14 protein-coding genes are annotated in these 14,495 nt (G+C 72.2%); 3 read left to right on the plus strand and 11 right to left on the minus strand.

The features are described from left to right. Window positions 1–11: 11 nt before the first annotated feature. The 5 genes from ACZ4XJ_RS28100 to ACZ4XJ_RS28120 all read right to left on the minus strand — a co-directional run bounded on the left by ACZ4XJ_RS28100 (window position 12) and on the right by ACZ4XJ_RS28120 (window position 3,958). Window positions 12–1,028, minus strand: coding sequence for a polyprenyl synthetase family protein (locus tag ACZ4XJ_RS28100; RefSeq protein WP_468497837.1), 1,017 nt, complete (start codon window positions 1,026–1,028; stop codon window positions 12–14). Between the two features lie 186 nt (window positions 1,029–1,214). Further along, window positions 1,215–1,709 carry a lasso peptide biosynthesis B2 protein gene (locus tag ACZ4XJ_RS28105; RefSeq protein WP_362881560.1) on the minus strand — a complete coding sequence of 165 codons (495 nt, stop codon included), beginning with the start codon at window positions 1,707–1,709 and terminating at the stop codon, window positions 1,215–1,217. Continuing rightward, a complete protein-coding gene (locus ACZ4XJ_RS28110) occupies window positions 1,706–1,963 on the minus strand; it encodes a lasso peptide biosynthesis PqqD family chaperone (protein ID WP_362881558.1) in 258 nt (85 codons plus the stop codon). Before ACZ4XJ_RS28110 ends, ACZ4XJ_RS28105 begins: the two co-directional genes overlap by 4 nt. Continuing rightward, window positions 1,960–3,816, minus strand: coding sequence for an asparagine synthase-related protein (locus ACZ4XJ_RS28115; RefSeq protein WP_468497838.1), 1,857 nt, complete (start codon window positions 3,814–3,816; stop codon window positions 1,960–1,962). Before ACZ4XJ_RS28115 ends, ACZ4XJ_RS28110 begins: the two co-directional genes overlap by 4 nt. 22 nt (window positions 3,817–3,838) lie before the next feature. Continuing rightward, window positions 3,839–3,958 carry a keywimysin-related RiPP gene (locus tag ACZ4XJ_RS28120; RefSeq protein ID WP_362881555.1) on the minus strand — a complete coding sequence of 40 codons (120 nt, stop codon included), beginning with the start codon at window positions 3,956–3,958 and terminating at the stop codon, window positions 3,839–3,841. Window positions 3,959–4,277: 319 nt separating this feature from the next. Here ACZ4XJ_RS28120 and ACZ4XJ_RS28125 point away from each other — a divergent pair, with 319 nt between their 5' ends. The 3 genes from ACZ4XJ_RS28125 to ACZ4XJ_RS28135 all read left to right on the plus strand — a co-directional run bounded on the left by ACZ4XJ_RS28125 (window position 4,278) and on the right by ACZ4XJ_RS28135 (window position 9,333). Then, a complete protein-coding gene (locus ACZ4XJ_RS28125) occupies window positions 4,278–4,976 on the plus strand; it encodes a hypothetical protein (RefSeq protein ID WP_362881553.1) in 699 nt (232 codons plus the stop codon). 108 nt (window positions 4,977–5,084) lie between these two features. Continuing rightward, window positions 5,085–7,277, plus strand: coding sequence for an MMPL family transporter (locus tag ACZ4XJ_RS28130; RefSeq protein WP_468497839.1), 2,193 nt, complete (start codon window positions 5,085–5,087; stop codon window positions 7,275–7,277). Between the two features lie 88 nt (window positions 7,278–7,365). Then, the gene (locus tag ACZ4XJ_RS28135) at window positions 7,366–9,333 is read left to right on the plus strand and encodes an ABC1 kinase family protein (RefSeq protein ID WP_362881550.1); all 1,968 of its coding nucleotides are present in this window, start codon (window positions 7,366–7,368) and stop codon (window positions 9,331–9,333) included. An 82-nt stretch (window positions 9,334–9,415) separates the two neighbouring features. On the opposite strand, the gene ACZ4XJ_RS28140 is transcribed toward ACZ4XJ_RS28135, so the two are convergent. The 6 genes from ACZ4XJ_RS28140 to ACZ4XJ_RS28165 are packed head-to-tail and all read right to left on the minus strand — an operon-like array spanning window position 9,416 to window position 14,495. Continuing rightward, a complete protein-coding gene (locus tag ACZ4XJ_RS28140) occupies window positions 9,416–10,669 on the minus strand; it encodes a cytochrome P450 (RefSeq protein ID WP_468497840.1) in 1,254 nt (417 codons plus the stop codon). Window positions 10,670–10,708: 39 nt separating this feature from the next. Beyond that, window positions 10,709–11,263, minus strand: a complete 555-nt coding sequence (locus tag ACZ4XJ_RS28145; protein WP_362881546.1) for a hypothetical protein — start codon at window positions 11,261–11,263, stop codon at window positions 10,709–10,711. A gap of 5 nt (window positions 11,264–11,268) precedes the next feature. Then, window positions 11,269–11,808: a DUF3995 domain-containing protein gene (locus ACZ4XJ_RS28150; protein ID WP_388904172.1), complete on the minus strand. Its 540-nt coding sequence runs from the start codon at window positions 11,806–11,808 to the stop codon at window positions 11,269–11,271. 24 nt (window positions 11,809–11,832) lie between these two features. Then, the gene (locus tag ACZ4XJ_RS28155; RefSeq protein WP_362881542.1) at window positions 11,833–12,708 is read right to left on the minus strand and encodes a tryptophan 2,3-dioxygenase family protein; all 876 of its coding nucleotides are present in this window, start codon (window positions 12,706–12,708) and stop codon (window positions 11,833–11,835) included. Between the two features lie 27 nt (window positions 12,709–12,735). Continuing rightward, entirely contained in the window at window positions 12,736–13,533 is a 798-nt protein-coding gene (locus ACZ4XJ_RS28160; protein WP_362881540.1) for an ABC transporter permease, read from the minus strand. Beyond that, on the minus strand, window positions 13,530–14,495 hold the full coding sequence (locus tag ACZ4XJ_RS28165; protein ID WP_468497841.1) for an ATP-binding cassette domain-containing protein: 966 nt from the start codon (window positions 14,493–14,495) through the stop codon (window positions 13,530–13,532). Before ACZ4XJ_RS28165 ends, ACZ4XJ_RS28160 begins: the two co-directional genes overlap by 4 nt.

The following is a 14,495-nucleotide window of genomic DNA, read 5'->3' on the forward strand; positions in this document are numbered from 1 at the left end:
CTCCTTGCGGTTCAGCTGGTGCGGAGGGCGACGTAGTCGCAGAGGGCGAGCAGGGCCCGCCGGGCGGGTAGGGCGGGCAGGGAGGCGAGGGCGGTACGGGCGCGGTCCAGTCGACGGTGCATCACGGCCTCGGTCTCGGCCGGTGCCTGCGAGCGCTCGAACAGGTCCAGGGCGCGCGGGAGGGCGGCGGCCGGGACGGGGCCGGCGTGGAGGAGGTCGCGCAGTTCGGCATCGGCCGGATCGGTGCTCTCTCGGGCCAGTAGCACCGGCAGGCTCTGTACGCCGGCCAGCAGGTCCTTGCCGCGTTCCTTGCCGGTGAGTTCGGCCGGGGAGGTCAGGTCCAGGAGGTCGTCGGCTATCTGGAAGGCGATGCCGAGCTGCTCGCCGCAGTCGGTGAGGGCGGCGACGGCCGCGGCGGGGGCGCAGGCCTGGGTGGCGCCGATGCCGAGCGACATCGCGAGCAGGGCGGCGGTCTTGCCGGCGGCCACGTGGAAGTAGTGGGTGACCGGGTCCTCGTCGGGGCCCGGACCGGCGAGTTCTCGGAGCTGGCCGGCGACGAGCCGTCCGGCGGCCCGGGCGTTGAGGTGCACGGCGGCGGGTCCGAGGTCGGCGGCGAGCTGGGCGGCGCGGGCGAGCAGCCAGTCCCCGCCGAGGACGGCGGCGCGCTCGCCCCAGCGGGCGTGGGCGCTGGGTACCCCGTGGCGGGTGGCGGCGCCGTCCATGACGTCGTCGTGGTAGAGCGAGGCGATGTGGACGAGTTCGGAGATGGCGGCGGCCTGCGTCACTCCGGGGGTCCACGGATCGCCGAACTCGGCGCCGAGCAGGACCAGCAGGGGCCGCAGCCGCTTGCCGCCGGCGTCGGCGAGGTGGCCGGTGAGGGCGGCCACCCGGGGGTCGAGGGCGTCGTGCGCGGTGGCCTGGAGCCACTTCTCGGCCCGGGTGAGGGCTTCCCGCATCCGGGTCTCGAACTCGGGTTCGTCCAGGGCGAGTCGGCTCAGTAGCCCGGCCGCGGGGAGGTCCGGCGACACGGACGCGTCGGCCCCGCGCAATTGTCCCGCACCCACAGCACCCATGGGGAATCCCCTTCGCGAACGGACGAACCAGTGACGTTCAGATATGCGCTCGGACCAGCCTCGGTCGCGCTCCCGTTGCCGGACAACAGCACTGACATGAAGGTGCCAGTACGACGGACACCGGCGCCGACCAGCGGTTTGTCAACTTCCTGCCGACGTGGCGCCGTCCCGGTCCGACGAGGCGGCGGGCCCCCGGCGGGAACGGCGCCCCTGGTGGGGGCCGACCGTGATCAGTCGGGACCAGCTCTCGTAGCGGCCCTTCTCGCCGACCAGCCCGCCCTCGGCCTCCACCCAGGCGTGTGCCGTGAACGGTGGCGCGGCCCGTACGCCGACGCACCAGGTCGGCCAGACGCCCCGGCTGCGGCAGAGCAGCGCGACCGCGACGGAGCGCGGCAGGCAACTGCGCATGCCGTTCATGGCGAGGCTGGCCTCCAGTACGGCGCCGCGGGCCCGCAGCGCCTGCGCGGCCGTCGCCGGGGCGGCCCCGCGGCTCAGGAACGTGAGCGCCCGCCGCAGGCGGTGCGGTGCGAGGAGGACCAGCAGCCGGGCCGCGCCGACCAGGGTCCGGATCCACAGCCGCCGTCGCAGCGGCAGTCGGGCGCCGCGGTCTCGCGGAAGGGCGGTGGTCAGGCTCATTCCTGCACCACCCCGGCGGCCCGCATGGCCGCGAGGAGCGCGTGCACGTCGGCGGCGGCCCGTTCCTCGTCGACCTCGAAGGCCTCGGTCAGGCGCAGCACCGCTTCCGTGGAACCGCCCCCGTCCAGCAGGGTGCGGGCGATCACCGCGGCGCTCGGGTTGAGCTGCCAGTACTCACCGCTGCGGCCGTCCAGGAGCACTCCTCCGTACTCGGTGTCGGCGACGCTGAGGTGCTCGCGGTTGCGGAGTTTCATGCCGTTCTCCCACTGGGTCGGGTGGATGCCGTGCGTGCCGTGCCTGCCGTGCCTGCCGTGCGCAGCCAGGACTCGCAGGCGAGCGTGGAGTAGAGGGCGTTGTCGGCGAGTTCGGGCGAGCCGGGGGCCAGGCACAGCCGGCGCAGCGCCGCGGCGTCCACCAGCCCGGCGTCGGCGAGCGCGCTGTCCTCCCAGAGGGCGGCCAGCTCCTCGCGGTGGCGGTACAGGCCCGCCACGGCGTCCGGGGTTCCGTCGCCCTTGGTGCTGCGGCTCAGGTTGCGGGCGGGCACGATGCCTTGCATGGCCCGGGCCAACAGTGGTTTGTACGCCCACGGGGTGACGCGGTCCTCGGGCCGTACGGACAGGGCCGCGTCGACCACCCGGTCGTCGAAGAACGGGTGGGCGACGGGTACGCCCGCCTGCCGCGCGGCGTCGTCGTAGGCCCGCACGTCCTGGGTACCCGCGTACACGGCCGCGAGCTCGACGTGGCGGGCGCGGTCGGGCGCGTACGGTCGTACGGAGCCCGCGGCGTCGGCCAGGACGCGTTCGGCGATGTCGAGGCAGTCGGGGGTGAACCAGGGGGCCACCACCGGCGGGTGCGTCCAACCGAAGCCGGGCCGGCTGAGGGACAGCGAGCCGGAGGTGCGGACGGTGAGTCGGGCGAAGGCGGCGTGGTGGCCGCGGCGGTCGGCCAGTTCGCGCAGCACCTCGCGCCGGGGCCAGGCGTAGAGGGTGCGGTAGCCGCGCAGGCGGGACAGTGCGAGCAGGGGCCTGCGGGTCAGCAGGGAGTGGTAGTGCCCCGCGCCACCGAAGAAGAGGTGGTCGCCGCCGATGCCGGTCAGGTGCAGTCGGGAGCCGCGTCCGGCCATCCGGGCGACCAGGGCGGTGGCCCGGTGGCGGCTGACGGCGAACGGTGAGGGCGCGTCCCAGCGGTCGCGGGGGTCGAGCACGCCGCTGTAGAACAGCGGTAGTTCGTCCTCCGGTTGGACGTAGTGCTCGGTGCCGGTCAGTTCCCGCGCGGCGAGTCGGGCCCAGTGGCCGTCCTCGTTCTCGCTCTCGTCGCCGGTGGAGGTGCAGGCGATCAACCGCGCGCCCCGGGATTGCCGGGCGGCGAGGAAGCAGATGGAGGTCGAGTCCAGGCCGCCGGAGAGGTCGGCGCTGATCAGGCCGCCGCCGTTCGTACGTACGGACACCGCGGCGAGCAGGGCCGACCGCACCGCTGCGGCACCCTCGGCGATCTTGAGGTGGGGCTCGGGCGGCCGGTGCCATCGGTGTTCGCGGGGAGCGCCTCCGTCGGGGACGACCAGGCACGAGCCGGGCGGCACCGCCTCGACGCCGTGCCACAGGGCGCGCTGGTCGAGGGGGGCGGGTACCGGGTGGAACAGGCGCAGCGCCAACTGCGCCGTGTCGGGTCGCGCGCCGAGCAACGCGGCGAGCTCGGCTGCCCGGTCGGCGGCGACGACGGTCCCGTCGGCGCGGCCGTGGAAGACCCGGCGGGTGCCGTACGCCGTGCCCTGCACCCGTAGCTGCCCGGCGACGGCGGCGATCAGGTGGAACTGACCGGGCAGGGCGCCGGCCAGGGCGTCCAGGTCGGTGGGGATGCGGACGTGGCGGGTGCGCTCGCGCAGTTCGTCGCCGTCGGCGGCGAAGGAGCCGACGAGGGCGACGGCGGTGTCGCGGTGCCGGGCGACCAGGGGCGCGCCGTCGGGCCAGTGGCCGACGATCCAGGGCCGTCCGGAGCCGTGCGGGACCACCCCGAGTCCGGGGCGGTCCTCGCACAGGCGCCGGGCCACGGCGCCCGCGGCCTCGCAGTCGGGGAACGCGAAGAAGAAGGGCATGCCGTGGCCTGACATCACATCACTCCAGGGTGTCCGCTCAGACCATCGCGTACGGCGTGAACCAGTCGTTGCCGCGCGGGCCCCACAGTCCGGTCATCTCGCGGAAGGAGCCGGCGGCGGAGAAGAGCGGTGCCTCGTAAACGGCCTTCTTGGCCATGATGATTTCCCTCTCGAATGGATGGGTCGAACGAAAGTGCGCCCGTGGAATCGTGTGCGCTTCCGTGCGCTTCGTGTACTTCCGGGAAACAACGTCGCATCGATATGGCCACGCGGACGTCGGACTGTCAGGATCGTGCCACGGGGCCGGGAGCCCGGGCAGCCTGCTGACAGCGGCTCCGCGGAGCGCCTTCCGACGGCCTGACCAGAGCTGTGTCAGCTTCCTGCCAAACCTTTCCCGGGCCGGTTCGCCCCGCGGCCGGGCCCTTACGCTCCCTCACGGAAATCTCCGAGGAAGGCTTGAGGAATTGCGTAGGAAAATGATGCTCGGCGCCGCCGTATTCGCCGCCGCGACCCTGTCGTTGACGGTCTCTTCGGCTTCGGCCGCCCCGATGGCCGACCCGGTGCCCGCGCCGTCCGTGCGCGCGTGCGGTGAGGTGCGGCTGACCGGGTCGCTGCCCGCGCCCCCGGCCGGCATGGCCGTGCGGCAGCAGGTCACCATCGGGGCCGACTGCAAGCCGGTGTTCGGCGAGGCGCGGCTGGTCCCCGCGCCTCAGGACGGCGCCGCTCAGAAGGCGGCCGGGAGCCGGCCGGCCGCCGCGGCCGGGGACGCCCCGGCGACCGAGCGCCGGTTGAGGAGCTGGAACGAGATGTACGACTGCTGCAACATCCGGATGACCGGCCTCTACACCACCTCCCGGTGGACCCCGGGGGACGGCCGGATCAGCACCGCGTCCACCGCGGTCACACAGGGCTGGAACCGGGAACCGTGGAACGCCGGTTGGTCGCTGAAGTCCGCCGTGCACAACACCGACTGCACGACCGACTGCGGCGCCTCGCGCACCGAGGCGCACGCCGATTTCACGTACAAGGGAATCTTCGACTTCTCCGGAAACACCTACGCCAACGCGCACCACTCGTACGTCGACCTGAATGCGGACGGCACCGCGAACTGCCGCTTCGACGTACAGCTGCGCAACACCTTCATCGGCTGGAACTGGCAGCGCGGCTGTTCCTGAGGGTGGCGGGGGCGTGACAGCAACCGGACACGGTCGCAGCGCTCCGCGCCCCCGCTCCCTAGCCTCGTGGGACATATTCCTGACGTCCCACGCTTGTGAAGGAGTCTCATGTTCGGACGGATCGGACGCTTCGTCGTCCTCCGGCCCTGGGTGACCATCTCGGCCTGGCTGATAGCGGCGGTGGCACTGGCCGTACTCGCCCCCCAGCTGAAGTCCACCAGTGACCAGGCCGAATTCCTGCCCTCCCATTACGAGTCCGTCCAGGCGGCGAAGGCACAGGAACGCGCGTTCCCCCAGCATGAGCAGCCGGCTGCCATCGCCGTCTTCCGGCGCGGCGACTCCAAGACGCTCACCGACGCCGACAAGACCGCCGTGGCCAAGGTCGCCGCCGGTCTCCAGGCCAAGGGCCTGGACCTCATCAAGCGGGTGGAGAGCAGCCCCGAGGCGGTTTCCCCCGACGGCACCGTCGCGCTGGCGCAGGTCGTCGCGACCGTCAAGGACCCCTACGACCCGGCGCTCGGGGAGTCGGTCAAGAAGCTGCGCGAGGAGGCGAAGTCGCTCCTCGTCGGTACGGACCTCTCGCTCGGTTTCACCGGGCAGGCGGCCAGTGCGGTGGATGCCAAGGAGGCTTCCGGCGACACCGACGCCATGATCATGTCGGCCACGCTGCTGCTCATCGTGGTGCTGCTGCTGCTCATCTTCCGCAGCCCGCTCATCGCCGTCCTGCCGGTGGTGATCATCGGTATGGCGTTCGTGGTGGCCACCGGACTGATCTCGACGGCGGTCGAGCTCTTCGGGCTCAAGGCGGACGGCTCCATATCCGCGATCCTGATCGTGGTCCTCTTCGGCGTCGGCACCGACTACATCCTCTTCCTGCTGTTCCGGTACCGCGAGTTGCTGCGCGGCGGCCAGGACCCCAAGCAGGCCATGATCAGCACGGTGGCGCTGGTGGGCGAGACCATCGCGTCCGCCGCGGGTGCGGTCATCGTCGCGTTCCTGGCGCTGCTGCTGTCCACGATGGGCATGCTGCGCACCATGGGCCCCTCGCTGGCGATCTCGGTGGCGGTCGCCCTGGTGGCCGGTCTGACGCTGGTCCCGGCGGTCTTCTCGCTGCTGGGCGCCAAGGCGTTCTGGCCGTCGAAGGCTTGGCGCAAGGAGCCGAAGAACGTCCTCGCCGGCCGGATCGGCGGGCTCGCCGCCAAGCGTCCGGGCATCGTCGCGGGCGTCACCTCCGCCGTGCTCGCGGTGCTCGCCGTGGGTGTCCTCAGCTTCCACGCGGAGTTCGACGGTGACAGTTCGCTGCCGCAGAACACCGAGTCCGTGCAGGCGATGAAGGACCTCCAGCGCGGCTTCTCGGCCGGGCAGACCGACCCGACCACCGTCTACCTGGAGCAGCGCGACGGCTCCGCCCTGGACCCGGCCCGGCTGGAGGCGTTCCGCACCGCGCTGGGCGCCGTCGACGGCGTCGACTCCGTCTCCCCCGCCACGCCCGGGACCGGCGGGGGCATCGCCCAGTACAGCGTGGTGCTGAAGTTCAAGCCCACCGAGGACAAGGCGCTCTCCCTGGTCTCGGGTCCGCTGCGGGACGCCGCCCACGAGGCCGCACCCGAGGGCGCCAGGGCCCTCGTCGGTGGCACGTCCGCGGTGCTCGCCGACATCAGCACGGCCGTCAACCGCGACTACAAGGTGGTCTTCCCGGCCGCCGGCCTGGCCATCATGCTCATCCTGGGCCTGCTGCTGCGCAGTCTGGTCGCCCCGCTGTACCTGATGGTGTCGGTCGCCCTCGGCTTCGCCGCCACCCTCGGCGCGACGGTCTGGCTCTTCCAGAACGGCGCGGGCGAGAAGGGCCTGCTGTTCACCTTGCCGATCATCGTCTACCTCTTCGTGGTCGCCATCGGTACGGACTACAACATCCTGATGGTGGCCCGGCTGCGCGAGGAGATAGGGGCCGGACGGAGCCCGGGCGAGGCGGTGCGCCGGGCCGTCACGGCCACCACGCCGACGATCAGCGCCGCCGCGGTCATCCTGGCCGGCACCTTCGGCGTGCTGATGCTCGCCAAGAACTCGATGCTCCAGCAGATGGGCTTCGCCGTGGCGTTCGGCATCCTGCTGTCCGCCTTCGTCATGGCGATGCTGCTGGTCCCGACGCTGACCAGCCTGCTGGGTCGGCACGCCTGGTGGCCCGGCCACCGGACCACCCTGCCGACCACCGCCGGCGATCGGGGCGCGGGCCCGGACGGCCCGGGGAGCGGGACAGCCGGGCCGGGAACGTCCCGTACCGACGACCGAACGCTGGTCTGAGCCGTATCCACCGTGTGACCTGTGCGAGAGGAGGGCGCCGCCCGGTCCGCGCTTCCCGAGGGGGGCGGGGACCGGGCGGCGCACGCCCATGGAGCTGACCGTTTTCCTGTTCATCGCCACCATCACCCTCGTCCTGACCGTGGCACTGCTCGCGGTCGGCGCCCGCCGCCTCCTGGGCCTGCGGATCGGCAAGGTGCGGGCGGCACTCACCGGACTGGTCGCCATGGGGGCCGGCGGCCTGATCGGAGCCGCGATGGGCGAAGCCCGTCGCGGCGCCCTCGTTTCCGTGCACATCGGTCTGACCGTGCTGGTCGCGGTGGTCTTCCTCGCCCTTTCCGAGATGGTGGTGCCCTCCGGGTCGCTGGCGGAGGTGGTGCGCTGGCCGCAGGCCCTGCGCCGCCGGGTCGCCCGGACCCGCCGGTACACCCAGCTGAGCCGGATCGCCGTACGGCACGGCCTGGGCGGGGCGCTGCGCGGCCGGGGGCGGAGCGGGCCGGAGGCGACGGCCGACCGGGAGCAGCTGGCGGCCGGCGTACGGCTGGCCCTGGAGGAGGCCGGCGCCACCTTCGTCAAGCTCGGCCAGGTACTGTCCACCCGCTACGACCTGCTGCCGAGCGAGTTCGTGGAGGAGTTGACGAAGCTCCAGCACCAGGTGGCCGCGGATTCCTGGGACGAGGTGGAACACGTGCTGACGCAGGAACTCGGCAAGGAACCGGAGGTGTTCTTCGCCGAGTTCGACCGCGAGCCGCTCGCCGCGGGTTCGATCGCCCAGGTGCACCGCGCCCGGCTGACCACCGGCGAGAAGGTGGTGGTCAAGGTGCAGCGGCCCGGTGCCCGGCCCGTCGTCGACCGGGATCTGGACATCCTGTTCCGGATGAGCCGCAAGTTCGAGGAGCACACCTCCTGGGGCCGGGACCTCGGTGCGGTCGACCTCGCCGTGGGCTTCGCCAACTCCCTCAACGAGGAGTTGGACTTCCGGATCGAGGCCCGCAACATGGCCACCATCAGGGCCGCGAACGAGCGTCCCGACATGGCGTCCACGGTCCGCATGCCCTTGGTGCACGAGGAGCTGTGCACCCGCCGGATCCTGGTCCTGGAGTGCCTGGACGGCGTACCGCTGAACGCGGCCGGGGCGGTGATCGACGAGCGGGGGCTGGACCGTACGGAGATGGCCCGGCAGCTGCTGGAGTGCGTACTGGAGCAGATCATGATCGGCGGGGTGTTCCACGCCGACCCGCACCCCGGCAACATCATGCTGCTGGACGACGGCAAGCTGGGCCTGCTCGACTTCGGGTCGGTGGGGCGCATCGACCGGGTGCTGCGTGCCGCGCTGCGCAACCTGCTGCTGGCCATCCACCGCAGCGACCCCGTGGCGCTGTCCGACGCGCTGCTGGAGCTGGTCGACCGGCGCGAGGACATCGACGAGATGCGTCTGGAGCGGGCGCTCGGCCGGTTCATGGCCCGGCACCTGACGCCGGGGGTGCGGCCCGACCGGGAGATGTTCGCGGACCTGTTCCTGCTGGTGGCCCGGCACGGGTTGACGGTGCCTCCGGAGATCGCCGCGACCTTCCGGGCGCTCGCCACCCTGGAGGGGGCGATGGAGCAACTGGTCCCGGGTTTCGACATCGTCGCGGAGGCCAGGGAGTTCGCCGCGGGGCAGCTGGAGCGCAAACTGACCCCGAGCTCGATCGGCCAGGTCCTCTCGGAGGAGGCGCTCGCGCTCGCGCCGATGCTGCGCCGGCTGCCGCGCCGGTTGGAGCGGATCACGAACGCGCTGGAGCACGGCCGGTTGGGGGTGCAGGTCAGGCTGCTCGCCGACGAGCGGGACCGGCGGTTCGTGCGCTCCCTCGTGCACGACGTGCTGCTGGCGTTCCTGGGCGGGGTGACGGGTCTGATCGGCGTCCTGCTGCTGGACACGGACCACGGGCCGCCGCTGAACGACTCCCTGACGCTGTTCCAGCTGATCGGCTACAACCTGCTGGTGGTCAGTTGCGTGCTGGTGATCCGGGTGGTGTTCGGCATCTTCAAGGCTCAGCGGCGGCTTCCCGGCAGGTGACCGGCGGCAAGGGTGCGGGGTGGGGCCGGGGTGTGGACCCCGGCCCCTTCGTTCTGTGCGCCGCCCGGTCCGGTGCGCGTTCTCAGGCCGCCCGGAAGGCGACGGGCAGACTGCTGTGGCCGTGGAGGAAGTTGGAGTACACCCGGCGGGCCTCGCCGCGGGACTCGATCGAGGCGACCATGTCGCGCAGGGCCGACAGCAGGGCCTTCAGTTCCTCGCGCCCCAGGAACGCGCCCAGGCAGAAGTGCGGGCCGAAACCGAAGGTCACGTGCTTGTTGGGGGTGCGGGCCAGGTCGTAGCGGCGGGGGTCGGCGAAGACGTTCTCGTCGAAGTTGGCGGAGGTGTTCCACAGGGTGACGATGTCGCCGGCCGCGATGGTGTGGTTGTCGATCTCCACGTCCACCAGGGCGCGGCGGCCGAAGTGCATGGCCGGGGTGGTCCAGCGCAGCACCTCCTCGGTGGCGCTCTCCACGCTCACCCCGCCGCCCTTGAAGGCCTGCCACTGGGCGGGGTGTTCGATGAAGGCGAGCACCGCGCCGATGGAGGCCATGCGGCTGGATTCGTCGCCGCCGATGATCAGGCTGTAGCAGTTGAAGATGATCTCTTCCTCGCTGAGGGGACGCCCCTCGACCTCACCCGTCGCCAGCGCGCTGATGACGTCGTCGCCGGGGTTGCGGCGGCGGGCGCGGGCCAGGTCGGAGAAGTACAGCAGGATCTCGTTGCGCGCCAGCCACGCCTCGTCGGCGGTGCCGTCGCTGCTGTCGGCGCTGAGCACCTGCTTGTTCCAGTCCAGCAGCCGCTGGCGGTCCTGCGGCGGTACGGCCATCAGGTCGCAGATGGTGCCCATCGGGATGTGCTCGGCGATGGCCTCGGCGTAGTCGAAGCCGCCGCGGTCGACGACCTGGGAGAGCAGGTCGCGGGTGCGGGTGTTGACCTGCTCGACCACGTGGCGCAGGGCCCGCGGGGAGAAGGACTTCAGCATCAGGTTCCGGATGGCGCGGTGGCGGGCGCCGTCGCTGACGGCGAGCATCTTGCCGGCCGCCGAGTCACCGCCCTGGAGCAGGGTGGAGAGGACGTTGCCGCGCTCGGAGGTGAAGTGGGTGGTGTCCTTGTAGACGGCCATCACGTCGTGGTGGCGGGTGAGCGCCCAGAAGCCGGGCAGGCCCGCGGTGGCACGGTGGTGGTGGACGGGCCGCTCGGTGCGGAACCGCTGCCACAGGTCGTGGATCGCGGCGGGGTCCGCGGTGACGAAGGTCCGGGGGTCCGTGAGGTCGACGGCGTCGAGGTCGCCGGGTATGCCGGGGCCGGTCCCGATGGTCTCGGTCGTAGTGGTCATGTCCGCTCTCAGTTCGGTCCGTGCGCGACGCGCACGCGGTCAGGGGGTCCGGTCCGACGGGGATTCGGCGCGGCGGCGGATGCCGTGCAGCCACTCGCGGCGGATCAGGCCGCCGGGCAGCCGGATCAGCGTCCAGTAGCGGGCGAAGCTGCGCCGGGTCGCCTCGTCGGTGCTGAGCACGCGCGTCTCGGTGATCAGCCGGCCGTTGTCGTAACGGAAGTTGAAGGCCACCTTGTAGTGGCCGGGGCGCTCGAAGGCGGCGAAGGACTCGCCGGCCGGTTCGGCCAGTTCGGCGGGCCCCTTGGGCTCACGGACGGACACGGCGGCGCCGACGACCAGTTCGCCGGGGCCGCGGTGCAGTTCGGTGAAGCCGCCGCCGGTCATGGAGCCGAGGAAGGGCTCCTGGGCCTTGTCGCGTTTGGTGCCGAGGGAGCCGACCACCATCATCGCGTGGAAGAGGGGGACGTCGCGCCAGCGGGTCTCGTCCACGGCCCGCAGCACGCTCTCGCGCGGTGCGCGCACCGCGACGGAGTGCCGCTCGTGATGGTCGTAGCGCGGCAGCAGCCGCTCCAGTGCCGTGGTGTCGGTCTTCATGTCGGTCAGGCCTCCTCGGGCCGGGGCGGGCGGGTGCGCCGCTGGAAGGCCACGGCGAGTGCGGTGAACAGCAGGCCGCCGAGCATCCAGTAGGGCTCGTAGAGCAGGACGGCGAAGCGGTCCATGCCCTCCAGCGGCCCGCTGCGCCTGCCGGCCAGGTAGACCGCGAGGTCGACCATGGCGGGCAGGGCGTGGAAGACCATCAGCAGGGCGCAGCCCCAGGCCCCGAACAGGACCAGCTTGCGCGGGAAGAACAGGCCCCAGCGCTGGACCAGGGCGAGGGCGAGGGCGGCTCCGCCGAGGTTCATCGGGATGGCGATCAGGTCGATGATGAACAGGGGCTTGTTGTCGACGAGGGACTCGCCCGGCGGCAGCCCGTAGGTGCCGCCCAGGGCCCAGTAGGCGTGGAAGGCCGCGAAGAGGACCATCCAGACGCATGCGGCGGCGCCCGTCGCTCTCTGCCGGGCCGTGGCTGCGGGGTGGAGGTCGGCGCGGGCCGCCAGGCGGCTCGTCCTACGGCTGGCGTCGGCGGGTGCGGTGCGCATGCGGTTCCTATCGCGGTAGGGGTGTCAGGAGGAGGGGTCCGGGCCGTAGCCCATCGGGCATCCGTAGACGACGTCGCCGTCGCCCTCGGCTGTGGTCTCCCCCGTGGGCGCCGCGTGAACCTGGCTGCGCGCCTCGTGCAGTTCGGGGAAGAACCATTTGTCCAAAGTGGTGCGCAGGAACTCCGATCCGGCGCTGCCTCCGCTGCCGGGGCGGGTTCCCAGCGCCCGTACCACCAGCATCCAGTGCTGGTAGCGCCACTGGTGGAACAGGGCGTCGTAGGCGAGGAGGTCCTCGGCCGTGTCGCGCAGTTCCTCGTCGGGCGCGCCCGGCGCGAACAGCTTCTCGACGCTCAGGCCGCGTCGCTCCAGCAGGGCGTGGAAGGCGTCGTTGAGGGAGGGCTCGTGGAAGCGGCGCAGCAGCCGTTCCCGTTCGTCCACGGTGGCGCCCGGCAGGTTCAGGTAGCGGCGGTCGCGCAGGCCGGAGAGCATTTCGAGCTCGCGGAACTGTACGGACTGGAAACCGCTGGACTCCCCCAGCGCGCCGCGGAACTCGTTGAACCCGGCCGGGGTCATGGTGGCGAGCACGTCGAGGTGGCCGAGCCACAGGGAGTTCATCCGGGTCAGCCGGCGCAGGCCCCAGCGGGCCCGGCTGAGCAGGTCCTGGTCCAGGCAGACGCGGACCTGCTCCAGTTCGTGCAGGGCGCAGGAGAACCACAGTTCTATCGCCTGGTGGGTGACGATGAACAGCAGTTCATCGTGGGCGTCGGTGCGTGGGCGCTGGAGTTCCAGCAGGCCGGGCACCTCCAGGTAGGTGCCGTAATTGAGCGGCTGGGGCGTGACGTCGGCGGCGGGGGCCGGGACGGCGGTGGCGGTGAGCGGCTCGGCGATCGTGTCGGTCATGACGTGGTGTTCCCCCTAGGTGGAGCGTCAGCGGGCGACGGCGGTGCGGTACTTGCGGGTCGCCAGCGGTGCAGCGACGGCCAGCAGCAGCGCCATCCAGATCAGGCTGAGCGCGATGGGATGGTCGTTCGGGAAGGAGTGGCCCGCGGTCGCGGCCGGGTTGCCCCACAGTTCGCGGCAGGCGCCGACCACGGAGCTCAGCGGGTTCCACTCGGCCGCCACGCGGAGCCACTCGGGCAGCCCGGTGAGCGGGATGAAGGCGTTGGACAGGAACATCACCGGCATCAGCAGCAGCGCGGGCACGGACGAGGCCGTCGACGGGTCGCCCACGGAGAGGCCGATCAGCGCGCCGAGCCAGGCGACGGTGAAGCCGAAGAGCAGCAGGATCCCGAAGCCGGCCGCGACGCTCAGCGGGCCGGTATGGGTGCGCCAGCCGATGGCGAGGCCGACGAGGGCCATCGCCAGGCAGCTGATCGCCCGCAGTGCGGTGTCGCCGACGGTGCGGCCGATGAGTACGGCGGCACCCGACATGGGCAGCGACCGGAACCGGTCGACGAGGCCGTTGCGCAGGTCCTCCACGGCGCCGACCGAGGTGTCCGGTACGGCGGTCAGGACGCTCTGGACGAAGATGCCGGCCATGATGAACTCGGCGTAGCCGCCGTCCGGGACCTCGATGACGCTGCCGAACAGCACGCCGAAGAGCAGGACGAACACCATGGGCAGCAGGACGGCGTTGACCAGCCGGCCGGGGGCCCGTCGCAGGTGCCGCAGGTGCCGTTCGACGCAGACGGCGCCGTCCTGGACCGCTTCGACCGCCGCGCTCATGCCGCGCTCCGTTCCGTGTTCTTGGTGCCGCCGTGGCCGGTGAGGTGGAGGAAGACGTCGTCCAGGGAGGGCCGGCGGACGGCGAAGTCGACCACCTCGACACCGGCGGCCCGCAGGGCCAGCGCCGCTTCCGCGATGTCCTCCATGCCGGTGGCCAGCTGCACCGACAGGCTCCGGCCGTCGTCGTCCGCGACCGGCGCGACGCCGACCGCGCGGGTGAGCGCGGCGGCGGCCGCGGGCCGCTGGGAGGGGTCGGCGAGGCCCACGTCGAGGCGTTCGCCGCCGACCTTGTTCTTCAGCTCGTCGGCGGTTCCCTCGGCGATGACCTGCCCGCTGTCCACGACCGCGATCCGGTCGGCGAGTTGGTCGGCCTCTTCCAGGTACTGGGTCGTCAGCAGGACGGTGACGCCCGCGTCGACCTGCTCGCGGATCATCGCCCACAGGGCGATCCGGCTGGCCGGGTCGAGCCCGGTGGTCGGCTCGTCGAGGAAGAGCACGGCCGGATCGCCGATCAGGCTGACGGCCAGGTCGAGCCGGCGGCGCATGCCGCCGGAGTACGTGCCCGCCGGTCGGTCGGCCGCCTCCACCAGGTCGAACTTCTCCAGCAGTTCCCGGGCCCGCGCCTGGGCGGCTGCCCTGGACAGCCGCAGCAGCATGCCCACCATCCGGAGGTTCTCCCGGCCGGTGAGCTGCTCGTCGACCGCCGCGTACTGGCCGGTGAGACCGATCGCCCGCTGCACCCGGCGGCGTTCGCGGACCACGTCGAACCCGGCGACCCGCGCCGTGCCCGCGTCCGGTTCCAGCAGCGTCGCCAGGATGCGGACGGTCGTCGTCTTGCCCGCGCCGTTCGGGCCGAGCACCCCGAGCACCGAGCCCGCGGGGACGGCGAGGTCGACACCGCGCAGCGCCTCGTGGGCGCCGTACCGCTTGCGGAGTCCCTCCGCCTGGATTGCCAGCTCCAC

The sequence above is a fragment of the Streptomyces sp. NPDC029836 genome, from assembly GCF_055574495.1.